General features: G+C 36.2%; 17 protein-coding genes and 3 pseudogenes. 15 read left to right on the top strand and 5 right to left on the bottom strand.

Going from position 1 to position 13346, the window contains the following annotated elements; translation table 11 throughout:
* Positions 1 to 168 precede the first annotated feature (168 nt).
* Complete coding sequence (locus QH639_RS06240; RefSeq protein ID WP_036079667.1) at positions 169 to 1008, bottom strand: YitT family protein; 840 nt, start codon at positions 1006 to 1008, stop codon at positions 169 to 171.
* A 203-nt stretch (positions 1009 to 1211) separates the two neighbouring features.
* On the opposite strand from QH639_RS06240, the gene QH639_RS26475 reads away from it, so the two are divergent.
* From QH639_RS26475 to QH639_RS06220, 5 genes are all read left to right on the top strand, one after another.
* On the top strand, positions 1212 to 1256 hold the full coding sequence (locus QH639_RS26475) for an erythromycin resistance leader peptide (RefSeq protein WP_112118014.1): 45 nt from the start codon (positions 1212 to 1214) through the stop codon (positions 1254 to 1256).
* Between the two features lie 273 nt (positions 1257 to 1529).
* Positions 1530 to 2978 carry an Msr family ABC-F type ribosomal protection protein gene (locus QH639_RS06235; protein WP_281115822.1) on the top strand — a complete coding sequence of 483 codons (1449 nt, stop codon included), beginning with the start codon at positions 1530 to 1532 and terminating at the stop codon, positions 2976 to 2978.
* A 123-nt stretch (positions 2979 to 3101) separates the two neighbouring features.
* Entirely contained in the window at positions 3102 to 3545 is a 444-nt protein-coding gene (locus QH639_RS06230) for an SRPBCC family protein (RefSeq protein WP_281115821.1), read from the top strand.
* Positions 3546 to 3623: 78 nt separating this feature from the next.
* Positions 3624 to 3758, top strand: coding sequence for a DUF4303 domain-containing protein (locus tag QH639_RS06225; protein ID WP_217492442.1), 135 nt, complete (start codon positions 3624 to 3626; stop codon positions 3756 to 3758).
* Positions 3759 to 3771: 13 nt separating this feature from the next.
* Positions 3772 to 4893 (top strand): serine hydrolase, encoded by a 1122-nt coding sequence (locus tag QH639_RS06220; RefSeq protein ID WP_281115820.1) that lies wholly within the window; start codon positions 3772 to 3774, stop codon positions 4891 to 4893.
* A 103-nt stretch (positions 4894 to 4996) separates the two neighbouring features.
* On the opposite strand, the pseudogene QH639_RS06215 reads toward QH639_RS06220, so the two are convergent.
* Positions 4997 to 5221: pseudogene (locus QH639_RS06215) on the bottom strand (SMI1/KNR4 family protein); the annotation flags it as partial.
* A 248-nt stretch (positions 5222 to 5469) separates the two neighbouring features.
* Here QH639_RS06215 and QH639_RS06210 point away from each other — a divergent pair.
* The gene (locus QH639_RS06210; protein ID WP_048393994.1) at positions 5470 to 5997 is read left to right on the top strand and encodes a cupin domain-containing protein; all 528 of its coding nucleotides are present in this window, start codon (positions 5470 to 5472) and stop codon (positions 5995 to 5997) included.
* A 103-nt stretch (positions 5998 to 6100) separates the two neighbouring features.
* Entirely contained in the window at positions 6101 to 6520 is a 420-nt protein-coding gene (locus tag QH639_RS06205) for an Rrf2 family transcriptional regulator (protein WP_281115819.1), read from the top strand.
* Positions 6521 to 6560: 40 nt separating this feature from the next.
* Here the strand turns inward: QH639_RS06205 and QH639_RS06200 are convergent, their stop codons facing one another.
* Complete coding sequence (locus tag QH639_RS06200) at positions 6561 to 6965, bottom strand: carboxymuconolactone decarboxylase family protein (protein WP_131521001.1); 405 nt, start codon at positions 6963 to 6965, stop codon at positions 6561 to 6563.
* A 110-nt stretch (positions 6966 to 7075) separates the two neighbouring features.
* Between QH639_RS06200 and QH639_RS06195 the strand changes: the two genes are divergently transcribed.
* The 5 genes from QH639_RS06195 to QH639_RS06175 all read left to right on the top strand — a co-directional run bounded on the left by QH639_RS06195 (position 7076) and on the right by QH639_RS06175 (position 10148).
* On the top strand, positions 7076 to 7495 hold the full coding sequence (locus tag QH639_RS06195) for an Lrp/AsnC family transcriptional regulator (protein ID WP_131521000.1): 420 nt from the start codon (positions 7076 to 7078) through the stop codon (positions 7493 to 7495).
* A gap of 16 nt (positions 7496 to 7511) precedes the next feature.
* On the top strand, positions 7512 to 8036 hold the full coding sequence (locus QH639_RS06190; RefSeq protein WP_131520999.1) for a GNAT family N-acetyltransferase: 525 nt from the start codon (positions 7512 to 7514) through the stop codon (positions 8034 to 8036).
* 22 nt (positions 8037 to 8058) lie between these two features.
* Positions 8059 to 8403 (top strand): YunG family protein, encoded by a 345-nt coding sequence (locus tag QH639_RS06185; RefSeq protein ID WP_281115818.1) that lies wholly within the window; start codon positions 8059 to 8061, stop codon positions 8401 to 8403.
* Between the two features lie 137 nt (positions 8404 to 8540).
* Positions 8541 to 9134, top strand: coding sequence for an NADPH-dependent FMN reductase (locus QH639_RS06180; protein WP_004231581.1), 594 nt, complete (start codon positions 8541 to 8543; stop codon positions 9132 to 9134).
* A gap of 75 nt (positions 9135 to 9209) precedes the next feature.
* A complete protein-coding gene (locus QH639_RS06175; RefSeq protein WP_193767365.1) occupies positions 9210 to 10148 on the top strand; it encodes a ring-cleaving dioxygenase in 939 nt (312 codons plus the stop codon).
* 48 nt (positions 10149 to 10196) lie between these two features.
* On the opposite strand, the pseudogene QH639_RS06170 reads toward QH639_RS06175, so the two are convergent.
* A pseudogene (locus QH639_RS06170) lies at positions 10197 to 10406 on the bottom strand (MFS transporter); the annotation flags it as partial.
* On the opposite strand from QH639_RS06170, the pseudogene QH639_RS06165 reads away from it, so the two are divergent.
* Positions 10389 to 10607, top strand: a pseudogene (locus tag QH639_RS06165) (TetR/AcrR family transcriptional regulator); the annotation flags it as partial. The pseudogenes QH639_RS06170 and QH639_RS06165 overlap by 18 nt on opposite strands.
* A gap of 86 nt (positions 10608 to 10693) precedes the next feature.
* On the opposite strand, the gene QH639_RS06160 reads toward QH639_RS06165, so the two are convergent.
* Complete coding sequence (locus QH639_RS06160; protein WP_131520996.1) at positions 10694 to 11083, bottom strand: RidA family protein; 390 nt, start codon at positions 11081 to 11083, stop codon at positions 10694 to 10696.
* Positions 11084 to 11505: 422 nt separating this feature from the next.
* Here QH639_RS06160 and QH639_RS06155 point away from each other — a divergent pair, with 422 nt between their 5' ends.
* Complete coding sequence (locus QH639_RS06155; RefSeq protein ID WP_048394009.1) at positions 11506 to 12558, top strand: AI-2E family transporter; 1053 nt, start codon at positions 11506 to 11508, stop codon at positions 12556 to 12558.
* A gap of 64 nt (positions 12559 to 12622) precedes the next feature.
* Positions 12623 to 13156 (top strand): GNAT family N-acetyltransferase, encoded by a 534-nt coding sequence (locus tag QH639_RS06150; RefSeq protein ID WP_237898864.1) that lies wholly within the window; start codon positions 12623 to 12625, stop codon positions 13154 to 13156.
* Positions 13157 to 13346 lie beyond the last annotated feature (190 nt).

The following is a 13346-nucleotide window of genomic DNA, read 5'->3' as shown; positions in this document are numbered from 1 at the left end:
CAATAGAGTTTTTGTGAAAGGTGAAAATGAATATCCGTTCCAAGCTACTTCTAATTGGGGAGCGGAAATCAACCCTTCGCTTTGCCAAAGGTTCTTTTTCTGCTCGTGAAATCTTTCAACAATATAAAACACCTTTTGTTGTTATCTACAAAAGGTGTTTTGACTGTTTTATGATTTTGCTAATTCAATAAAGCCTTCTCCGAAAACGTCCCTTACATCATGAATGGCAATAAATGCGTCCTTGTCTACTTCCTTGACAATTTTTTTAAGCTTTACAACTTCTTGCTTACTAATAACAATATACAGGATTTCCTTTTGTTCCTTTGTATAATAACCATGACCTGATAGTACAGTTACCCCACGATTCATATAAGCAGTTACCTGTCCAGCAATGTCTTCTGGTTTTTTGGAGATAATGGTAACTGCCTTTTTAGGGTTAACCCCTTCAATAACAAACTCCATTACCTTTGTACCAACATACAGCATAACAATTGTTAGCATTAATGCCTCCGCACCAATGATAAAATAAGATGAAAAAGCAACAATTAAATCGAAGAATAAAAGTCCATAGCTAATACTCCATCCAAGATATTTGTTAGTGATTCTCGCTAAAATTGTAGAACCTGCTGTTGTACCACCAACTCTTATAATTAAGCCAATACCGACTCCTGCAAATACGCCACCAAAAATTGTATTGACGATAATCTCATCTGAAGAAATAGACCACGTTTCTGTTAAATGTAAAAATAAAGAGTGGAATGAGACCGCAATGATTGTATAAATTGTTGTTTGTCTATTTAAAAATTTATAACCAACGATAAGTAAAGCTGCATTCATAACAAAGCTGACAATACTTGGCGACCATCCGAACAGATAATAAGCAATAATCGTTAAGCCTGTTACGCCACCTTCACCTAAATCATTAGGAATAACAAATAAGTTAACTGCTAGGGCAAAAAGCAGTGATCCAAGCATAATCATTAAAATATCGATAACGTATTTCTTCATTCACATAACACCACCAAATCAAATTTTATTTTTTCTTAAATTCCATACTATATCAGGTTTTCACCAAATGATATACTTTTTGGAATGTTCATTTGTGATATATCGACAGTAATTAGTGTGTCTTTAGAGAGAACTTTGGAAACTTGACATATTATAGCTAAAATTTATAATAGTCGTAACACTGCTAGGAGGGTTATTAAAAAATGACACATGCTATGAGACTACGTTTCCCAATGTTGAACCAGTAACTGAATAGGGCCAAACTCTGTTTTGTACACCAGAGTAAATGGGATAGTCTGTCCTTTTTTAATCATCTTCATCATCATGAGAAAAAAGACGCTTGTCTTACAATCAATCTCTTTTACTTTACATCACAGGCAAATTGTCTGTGTTTTTTTATTGAATGTAGGGAGGAAAGTGAAATGTATAGTCTATTATTCTTTTGATACGAGCTTTGATTAAAAGCTCGTATCGATACCATCGCTATCGATACGGAATGATCAATTTCGGGAGGTAGCAATATGGAAAAGGTTTGCTTTGAGTTAGAGAATGTAGTCGTTACTTATTTAGATAAAGAACTATTAAATATTGAAAAATTAGCTGTGCATCAATTTGACCGGATAGGTATCGTTGGCAAAAATGGTGTAGGTAAAAGTACGTTGATGAAGTTACTTGCTGGCAAGATACAACCGATAAGTGGGAAATTGAAAAGTCATGTTCATTTCGGATATTTTGAACAGATGAAGGCACCAACGTTAATAGAGGCCGATCCACAGTTATTAGGGAAATTAGCAGTACCTACGTATTCTGAAGGATTAAGTGGTGGAGAGCAAACAAGATTAAAGCTAGCACAATTATTTACTTCTTATGAGGAAGCTTTGCTTATTGATGAGCCGACAACACATTTGGATCAACTTGGAATTTCATTTTTATTAGATGAATTACGTTATTATTATGGGGCCCTCATACTCATCAGCCATGATCGTGCTGTACTAGATGAGCTGGTTACAACGATATGGGAGGTAGATGGTGGTAAGGTAACGATCTACTCAGGAAATTACAGCAATTATGCCATGCAAAAGCAATTAGAGCAAGATCAACAAAATCAGGCTCATGATCAATATTTGAAAGAAAAGAGCAGACTTGAAAAAGCTGTAGATGAAAAAATGAAAAAAGCTGAAAAGATTGCTCAGGCAGGCAATATGTCTAAAAGAGAGGCTAACGCTAAACCTAATCGTATGTTTATGACAAAGTCCAAAGGCACAAGTCAAAAAGCTGTACAGCGTGCAGCAAAAGCTATCGAACATCGGATAGGGAAGCTTCAAAAAGTAGAAGCGGTGCAGGAGGAAAGAAAAATTGTTTTTCGGCAATCAAAAGCCTTGGCATTGCATAATAAGTATCCCATTATGGCAGATCGATTCACTTTATATGCTCAAGATAAGGTACTATTACACGAGGTCAGCTTCCAAATCCCGTTAGGTAAAAAAATTGCGCTTAAGGGTAAAAATGGTAGTGGTAAAAGTACATTACTAAAACATATAGCTAATACTGGTGAGGGAATAACTATTTCTCCAAAGGCTAAAATAGGTTATTTTCATCAGATGAGCTACCAATTTGCTGGTGAGGAAACAGTGCTACAATTTTTAAAGAATCGCTCTGAATATGATGAAAGTTTATTACGAAGCGTACTTCATTCCATGCAGTTTGCTGGCACTGATTTACAAAAGAAAATTATCACACTTAGTGGTGGTGAGGCCATACGCCTTCAGCTTTGTCGGCTATTTTTAGGAAATTATAATATTTTGCTGTTGGATGAACCAACTAATTTCTTAGATATTCAAGCACTCGAAGCCCTTGAACAATTTATAGCTGCTTATGAGGGAACAATAATCTTTGTCACACATGATAAAAATTTTATCGACAATGTAGCAGATATTCAGTTGACTGTTCATAATAAAAAAATACTTTAAGTGACAAGGTGCGATTCCATTAGGAGAATCGCACCTTTTTTAGTGAATTTTTATTAGGAAGGAAGGTTAATGGAAAATTTCGGCGAAGGTGTAGATAGACAATATGAAAAAGGATGATGAAGGATGATAAATACGGATGTGACGACGAAACTAAAAATCAATCAACCAGCCCATAAAGTATTTGTAGCCATTATTTCCCCTACTGAAATCGGTCATTATTGGTTTTCTAGCAGTTCCGAAAGATGGGCAGAAGGTAAAAGAATCACGCTTAAATATGAGGAGTATGGTGCAGAGGGTGTGATCACTGTGCTTGAAATGGAGATGAATAAAAAAATTGTGTTTGTTTGGGGAGAAGAGCATGGTGAAGTGACAATGGTTACCATCACTTTTGAAGAATCACAAAGTGAAACAATTATTACTGTTGTAGAATCTGGGTTAAATGCACATGACCCAGAAATTGTGACAAAAATGATGGGCCAAAAAGAGGGTTGGGTCTATACATTAACGTGCCTCAAAGGATATTTAGAAAATGGGGTTAGCAATTTACGAGCTTCTCTAATTCATTAAGGAGGAGAGGTATGTCAACGATCGATATCATCGAGCAATTGGAGCTGAATTAGTTTGTGCTAAGAAGAGTTATTCGAGGTGAATCAAGCAAGGGATTCTGTATGCATACTTGTTGAAGTGATGCCTCCAGAAATAAAAACAGAAATAGCATTACGATTAAATAACCAGTCGTCTACAGTATTACAGCAATGGTTGTTAGAAGCAGCTGAATGATGGAGGGATGAATATGAAAAAGTTGTATTGGATGATTGGCAGTGTTTTGGTTTGTATAGGTTTTGTATGTAGCATTATTTTTTGGAAGTTTCAAAAAGAAATCAAGAAGAACGATCCTGAATATATCGTGCAATTTATCAAGGAACATAAAGAGGATAAAAATATTTCCGTAGCCATTCAATATAATCAACAACATTGGGTGGAGCTAAACACCAAGGAACAGCTACCGTTAGCAAGTACGGTTAAAATAATCGTAGCCATCGCCTATGCGCAACAAGCAGCTGATGGCCGTATTAATCCTAAAGAGCAAGTAAATCTAAAGGAGTTAGAGGCATTCTACATTCCTAAAACAGATGGCGGCGCACATAAAGCATGGTTGGCGCAGTTAAACCTTCAGGGTGCAGATAGTGTACCTTTAAGTGAAGTAGCAAATGGCATGATTGCCTATAGCTCCAATGCAAATACGGAATATTTAATGCATGTATTAGACTTTCAAATAATTAATGATGTGCTTACACAGTTAAATGTAGAGGATCATGAACCTTTGTATCCAATTGTAAGTGCACTTTATATTCCCATTCACTTGATGGAGGAAAAAAATTTAACGAAAAAAGCAACATTAACTGCTTTGCGAAAAATGGATATGGTTGAATATCGTGAGCGTGCATTGGCTATTCATTCGAATTGGATAGAACATCCTTTAACAATTGAGGAGAAAACAAAAGCTCAAAAAATGCTCAATATGGATTTTCAAAAGATATGGTCTGATCGTTTAATAAGGGCCACAACAAGTGATTACATCTCTATTTTAGAAAAATTGAATGGTAAAAATTTCTTTAGCGCAGAAGTACATAAATATTTAGATCCCGTGTTGGAGCAATTGATGCAGAATCCTAGAAATCAAGCATGGTTAAAACATGCTGGTCAAAAGGGAGGATCGACGGCATTTGTGTTAACACTAGCAGCCTATGCGGAAGATAAAGATGGAAATCAAACAGAAATAGCCTTTTTCGCTAACAACTTAAATACAATGGAGCAGATTAAGCTCTCAAATAGTATGAATAGTTTTCAATTGAAATTTCTTACAGATGATAAATTTCGTAAGCGTTTGAAAGAGGAATTTTCCGAGTTGTGAGTTGCCCATAGATAAGGCAACTCATACTATTGACTACGCTCATCAATCAGTTTTTCAAGAAATTCTGAGAAAGAAGAGGCATATTCATAGATCATGTCATTCATTAGTCATAGCACATAACTGGAAATTCGCCGTGTTCATCTTTAGACGAACGATCAAAGAAGTACAATTCGTCAGAGTCTGGAATAAATAAATCCAATCTATTCGGAAATTGTTTACACCACTCCTCGTCAGCCAAGTTAAGACGATGTATATAGAGAATATCATGATCATTGATGTCTCTGTATGCTGGTGGGCCGATTGAGAGAATAGATCCACCATTCAGCTGCCCATTGCCATAATTTTTTAACCACCAGCAATAGGATGGTGGTAAATCGAATCCTAACTCTGCTCAACGTGTCCAGAAAACCATTTAATCGCAGGATTACCTGCAAGCTTTTTTGTTAATCTAGCATACACTGTATCTACCTCCAGTCTATATATAAAGATTACTCAATTAAGTCACACTACATGTGAGTACCTTCTTTCATTCAGCTGCATACTATAGCGTTATCATGCATGAGAGGATTGAGATAAATGTACCACCCTTATTACGGTAATTATCAATCGTATCATTACGGTTATCAACCTGTTTATTGGGCCTATCCAAATCAGGCAGAACGAGCGCCAAGAAGTAATGTCCAGAATGATTTTGGACCAACACCATTTGTTATCGACATTGAAGAGGCTACAAAGCGCAATAAAAATTATCGTACAGCATTGTGGACAGGGTCAAACTTACAAGTAACGGTGATGAGTCTTAATGTCGGAGAAGATATTGGTTTAGAAGTACACCCACATGTGGACCAATTCATTTGTATTGAGGAGGGGCATGGATTAACTCAAATGGGGCCAACTAGAGATTATTTAAACTATCAGAGACATGTCGCAGAAGATACGGCTATTATGGTACCAGCAGGAACATGGCATAATGTTACGAATACAGGGGATAAACCACTAAAGCTTTACACGATCTATGCGCCACCAAATCATCCATTTGGGACTGTACAAGTAACAAAGGCTGATGCTCTTGCTGGAGAAGCGGGTTATGGACAGCATGACTAGGGATCATAAAAGCGTGTTTTCATACAAAACATGCTTTTTTCTTGAATTATGATAGAATGTGTTTTAATTGCAGATAATAAAGGTCCTGAATGAAGGGTGATGAATGATGAAGTATTCAAAAGCAACAAATTATGCTTTACATACAATGGTGTTTTTAACACGCAATCCTAAAGGGAAATCAATGAGTGTAGAGGCTTTAGCAGAAATGCAAAAATTATCTCCAACCTATCTTTCCAAAATATTAACTAAGCTTGTGAAGGCAGGTTTAATTGAGTCAAACCCAGGTGTCAACGGTGGTTACCGCATTTCTAAGCGCCCCCAAGAAATTTCGTTTTTAGAGGTTATTTATGCGATTGAAGGACAAACCTCATTATTTAGTTGCTCTTCTGATCACGAAGATTCCTTCCATCATCAAGGCTGTCTCATTGAGCAAGTGATGGTGGATGCTGAAAATAATATGAAAGAAGAGCTTAGTAAGAAATTTATTATAGATATAGCTAATAAAATGGAATTAAAAGGATAGCAGCTGGAATAGGAACTAGGGTTTCGCCCCTAGTTCCTTATTATTTTAATTGCATGAGTGCGCCAAAATATTGCTGTGCTGTCGTGAAGCAAATAAATGCTAGTAGCTCACTAATCTCCGCTTCTGTTAAATAGTCCTTTAATACAGCCGTGACGTTGGGGGCGGTGTGCCCCTTAGCAGCTAAGAATGCTTCCGCAAAACCTGTGCATACTGCCGTTTTCTCATCATAGTTCTGGGGATCAGGCTTGCCTTTTGCCTGACAATACTGACAGCCATTTTTTTGAGCTAAAGTTTTTCGAACCTCTTCTTTTAATGAAGTGGATAGATGCCCGTCTTTTTCGAGTACCTCCCCCAACTGCTGCCAGTGCAGCTGAATTCCCTTGTTGTAGCCTAATAATTGTTGAAAGGGTGTTAAGCCCTTGTCATATAATTGAATAAGTGTCATCAATCATTCCTCCTTCTATTAATTAGTGTAAAATGTTCATAACGAAGTTAACATATCAATTCAAAGGGAAATATGATTGTTTTCCTTCAAAAAGAAGGGGTATTTACAAAATGGATTTCATTAACGAAATGATACTTAAAGAATTAAAAGAAGATAGTAGAATTTCTATGAGCGAGCTAGGAAGAAGGGTTCACTTATCTGCACCAGCAGTTCGTGAAAGAATAAGACAATTAGAGGAACAGAAGGTCATTAAGAGATATACGTTGGCTATTAATAAGAAAGCATTGGGTTATCCAATTGAAGCGATTGTTGAGGCGACAATCAAAAATAACCGCTATGCAGACTTTAAAGAACATCTGAAGGTTTATACAAATATAGACTTCTGTTATCGCATTTCAGGTGAGTCATGTTTTTTATTAAAGGGGCATTTTCAATCTTTTCCTGATGTAGAGCAGTTTATTGATGCATTACAGCCATATGCACATACAAAAACTAATTTTATTTTTTCAGATATATGTGAGGACGTTTAGATGAAAGGAGATATGTATGGAAATAAAATTATTTGAAGAAGAAATCGATGATTTAGTTCATTTATTAACGCAAAATAGATGGTTGTATCACACGAATTCCTACATAAAAGAAGAGGCTATTCGAGCTGCATATGCCGAAGGATACTATCAGAACAATCGTGAAACACATTGGATACTAGAAGATGGAGAAAAAGTTGGCGTTATCTTTATTCATGATATAGACGATACGATCCCTCTTTTTGATCTCCGTTTAGATGCAAATTATCGAGGCAAAGGATATGGTGTCAAAGCACTTCATTGGCTACAAGAATATCTGTTTGCCGAAAGAAAGAAAATTCGTATTGAAGGCTACACAAGAGTTGATAATATAGGAATGCGAAAATGCTTTAGTAAAGCTGGCTTTGTGAAGGAAGGGTATTTAAGAAATGCTTGGGAAAATGAAGATGGTACTGTGACAGATAGTATTGTCTATGGTTCAATTAAAGATGATTGGGTAGTTGGGAAGTCAACACCAATAAGAATGGATGAAGTCCCATTTTAACGTGTTTGAAAGGAGTTTTTGCATGGAAAAAGATGTATTAATTGCCTTAAGAAAATCATGGTCCATTCAATCAAGTTCTAAATGGAGTGTGGACAACCCTGCAAAAGGACAATGTGGCGTCACTTCATTAGTTGTGCAGGATATTCTTGGCGGAGAAATTAGGAAGACATTTCTTGAGGAAGGCTGGCACTTTTATAATATTATTAATGGAGAAAGAAAGGATTTCTCCGAGGAACAATTTCCATCAATAATCGACTACCAAGATATTGATTCAAATAGAGTAGAGGCTTTTCAAGATACTAATGATAGTCAATATCGCTCTTTAAAATCACAAGTTTATAAGCTTTTAGGGGAGGCAGAGAATTAATTATCTCTGCCTTTTTAATTTTCAAAACAAAGTTGTTGACGTTTATAAAAATATCGTGTTATTATTATCTCGAATTCAAGATAAATAAATTCAAGATAAATGAATTCGAACCTTTAGCTTCGCCAGGAGGTACAATTATGGGGTTTTTTAATAAATTATTTCGTACAAAAAAAGAGGAGGAACAAACAATGGCAGAATTAAATATCGGTATTATTATTGGATCAACTCGTGAGGGGCGTGTAAGCCCTCAAGTAGCACAGTGGGTAAAGGAAATTGCAGATCAACGTGGAGATGCCAATTATACAGTGATTGATATTGCTGATTATAAATTACCATTATTAGGTGAGCCAGGACAGGATGCTTCAGGAGCACAAGGTTGGTCAGAAATTATTGCTAAACAAGATGGTTTTGTATTCATCGTACAAGAATACAATCACTCTATTACAGGTGCATTAAAAAATGCACTAGACTACTTACGTGTTGAATGGAATAACAAAGCAGCTGGAATCGTATCTTATGGTTCTGTTGGCGGTGCTCGTGCAGCAGAACATTTACGTGGGATTATGGGTGAGCTTTTAATCGCAGATGTGCGTGTTCATCCAGCACTATCATTATTCACAGATTTTGAAAATGGCACAGAATTTAAACCAAAAGAAGTACAAATAGATTCAGTAAACCAAATGTTAGATCAATTGATCCCATGGTCTAAAGCGTTGTATACAATTCGCTAAGCTTTTACAGATTGAGGTAGGTATAAATAGGGCATAGTATAGGTGGGAAATATAGTCATGAAAGGGCTTGTTAACATGAAAAAACATACAGCAGGTATACACCATATCACAGCGATCGTAGGACATCCGCAAGAGAATATTGATTTTTATGCGGGAGTATTAGGCTTACGTTTAGTAAAACAAACAGTAAACTTTGATGATCCGGGCACATATCATTTATATTTCGGTGACAAAGGTGGGAAACCAGGAACAATCATTACCTTCTTCCCTTGGGCTAATGCTTATCAAGGACGTATTGGTGATGGTCAGGTTGGCGTTACAACGTATGTTGTACCAGAAGGAGCACTGCCATTTTGGGTTAATCGCTTAGCGAAATACTCGATTCCTTTCCAAAAAGCTGAACGTTTTGGTGAGCAAGTCATTCAATTCGATGATCCACATGGTTTGCATATTGAACTCGTGGCACGTGCGAAAGGCGGGCTCAACGAATGGTCATTTGGTGAAGTAACACCTGAGGTTGCTATCAAAGGATTTGGTGGAGCTACACTATTCTCAAGTCACCCTGAAGAAACTGCCAAAGTTTTAACAGAAGTAATGGGTCTTGAAAAGGTAGCGACGGAAGGTGACTATACGCGTTATACTTCTAGTGCAGAAATCGGCAATACAGTGGATTTAAAAACAGTTGCAGGTCAACGTGGCCAAATGGGTGTAGGAACTGTGCATCATATTGCGTGGAGAGCTCAAGATAATACAGATCATTTAGAATGGCAAGAGTATGTGATGAATCATGGACAACATGTAACAGAAGTAAAAGATCGTAATTATTTTAATGCGATTTATTTCCGTGAACCTGGCGAAATTTTATTTGAAATCGCTACAGATCCTCCTGGATTTGCTCATGACGAGACAAAAGAGACAATGGGTAGTCAATTAATGTTGCCACCTCAGTACGAGCAGCACCGTGAACAATTGGAAAGAACATTAATTCCGATTAAAGTACGTGAGCTTGATTAAGCAGGCTTGCAGGATCAAACTAAGCTAAAGTTGGAGAGATTTTTGAGAGCCTAGCCCATAAAAAATTTGTGTGATAGTAATAATCAAACCAATAATTGATTGATCAATAGCAAAATCATTCGATAATTCATCTAGCAGCGGCTGAGCAAAATAAATATTGGCAACAGACATTCCGCAGGCTGTAGCGAATAATAATGTTACAGCGCGGGATATAGAAGATGATTGATTTATATGAATCGCCTCATTTGCAGTGAGCATCAACTCTATCTATCAGTAATTTTTCAGGAGACAATTGAACGGGGAATTCAATCAGGAGAACTAGAGGCGAACACGGATTCAAAGTCTTTAGCGCAAGGATTAATTGTTGCGTTAATAGGGTTAACAGTTATGCTGAAATCGCAGCCACAACGCTCGTTTGCTGATAACGCTATTGCAACGACGCTGACATTACTTAAATAATAAGGCAATACCCCTTTAGCACTGCTAAAGGGGTATTGAAAAATAAAAAAAATGCACAAATTTAGTTTATAAAACATAGGATGAATTTATAAATCCTTACAAGCCCATGCGTCAATCTCAACCTTTAAAGCTGGCGTAGCGAGTGCAACGACATACATTAATGTTGTACATGGAAGATGTTCCCCCAAGAAGTCACTGATAATTTCCTTTCGTTGAATAGCATCCATATCCCCCACTAAATAAAAGACGAGCTTTGTAATATCTTGAACTTCCATATCGGCACTATCTAGATTTCTTTTAATATTTTCAAGTGCTATCTTCAATTGAGCTATTGCATCTTCAGGTATAGATCCATCAGCTATCATGCCGATTTGTCCAGATAGTGTTAACCATCTCTGAGGCCCCGTCACCTCAATTTGATGAACATAAGGAGCAACGGGTGGATGAATGTTCTGAGGGTTTCTCGCAATTTTCATAGAATCAGTCCTTGTCTCTGTTTAATTTATATCTCTAATCAAAATAGCATAAAGTAATAGTTGATAAAAGTTCTATACAAATACCATTATAAAAGAACATACAAATTGGATATGCTGGTTTAAAGGGTTATAATAGATTTATAGAATTTTGGCTAATACGCTGGTAAAGCTTTCACAAAGGATAAGAGTTTCGACTTTTTAATTTGACAAGACATACAATTCACTTCAACCCCGCCTTAGGTTTTATACAGACACTTCTAAAAGAAACATATATTTCGTCTTATTTTGAAGGTAGATGGCTATACTCAGTAAATGAGAGGGAAATTTTTACATAAGAATGATGCGTATTGTTATAAATCAATTTTATAGTGTAGCCCTAGGTAGCAGAGGCAGCGAGGCCGTTTTGTAGAAGGAGTGAATAAATGAATAATTTCTTTCGGAGTAATGGATTTAAGCGTTTTATTATTCTAGTTGGGATTGCTCTTGCATTATATTTAATGCGTAGTATGATCAATCTAATTTTACTTACGTTTATTATTACTTATTTGATGAACCAGCTTACTACCAAGACAACGAAAAGCATTAGAAAATATACGCCGATGAATGAAAAAGCTGTGACGGTAACATTATATCTTTTACTTGTTGCGGGTATTGTAGCTGTTATTTACAAATATTTACCGATTGTGACCCAGCAGATCACACAGCTTTTTGACCTCATTGCAAGTTTTAATCTCGACCCAGATGACAATGAGATTGCGAGATACTTAGCACCGACTTTTGAGAAAATAGAGCTCGGGAAATATTTAGAGCAAGGTGTGGATTTAACTCTTAAAAATATTACGAATATTGGTAAAATCATTATGCAAATATTGATTTCTCTAATTTTGAGTTTATTCATCTTGTTAGAAAAGAATCGTATTATTGAGTTTACAGCTAAGTTTAAGGATAGTAAAATTGGACCGCTTTACGATGAGCTTCATTATTTCTCAAGAATATTCATCCGCTCATTTGGTAAAGTAATTGAAGCACAATTTATTATTGCTGCTGTTAACTGTGTGTTATCCGTCATCGCCCTTTCTATTATGGGCTTCCCACATTTGATTGCACTTGGGATTATGCTCTTTATTTTAGGCTTAGTTCCAGTCGCAGGCGTTATCATCTCATTAATACCATTAAGTATTATTGCATATAGCATTGGTGGTTTGATGTACATCGTCTATATTTTAGTTATTGTTATGGTTTTACATGCCATTGAAGCGTATTTCTTAAATCCAAAGCTTATGTCTGCCAAAACAGATTTACCGATTTTCTATACGTTTATGGTCATTCTCTTTTCTGAGCATTTCCTTGGTGTATGGGGACTAATCATAGGTATTCCACTATTTATGTTCCTGCTTGATATTCTAGGTGTAACCTCCTCGGAAGACCCTGCGAAGAAATCGGTGAAGGTACACACTGAAAAACAAATGGAATAGTTCTAACAAAGGAATCATCTACATACATGATGATTCCTTATTTAATGCACAAGAGGTGTTTATATTGATAAAAGGTCAACAGGTCTATTTAAGAGAAATACGTGAAGATGATTGTGATAGTATTATAAGATGCTTTCAAAATGAAGAAATCATGTATATGACAGGAACACGGAACATCTTAACAAAGGAACAAATCAAAGAGGCAATCAAACGCTTTACAGTAGATTCTTCTCGCTATGATTTTGCTATTTGTTTAGTTGATAATGATCAGGTAATTGGTGATTTGGCGATTATGGAGGTTGATTTAGATAATAAAAAGGCAGTGTTCCGTATAGCTTTACATAATATAGAGAACTGTGGCAGAGGTATGGGTTCAGAAGCAGTTAGGCTTGCTCAAAGATTTACATTTGAGGAGCTAAATCTGAATCGCTTAGAATTACAGGTATATTCACACAATAGTAGAGCAATTAAATCCTATGAAAAGGTCGGCTTTAAAAAAGAAGGTGTTTTGAGGCAGGCCTTGTTTATGAATAATACGTTTTCTGATGAAATCATTATGAGTCTGTTGCGTGATGAGTATATGAAAATTCAAAAGTAGAAATTTAACCAGCGCAGATTTTTGTGTTGGTTTTTTTTCTGAACACAAGTATAATTGGTAAAAATTTCTGTTTCTGTGTGAAGGACAGAAATAGTGTTGAAACTTACATAGCTGTATTTTTAGTTAAAATGTATTCTAAAAATGATATACGAAACTAATTAAGAGACCCAAAATCGTCTTGTTGTTGTAA

This window comes from Lysinibacillus sp. 1 U-2021 (assembly GCF_029916965.1).
Lineage (GTDB): Bacteria > Bacillota > Bacilli > Bacillales_A > Planococcaceae > Lysinibacillus > Lysinibacillus capsici.
The sequence above is the reverse complement of the archived record's forward strand: the minus strand, read 5'-3'. Positions and strand labels throughout refer to the sequence as shown.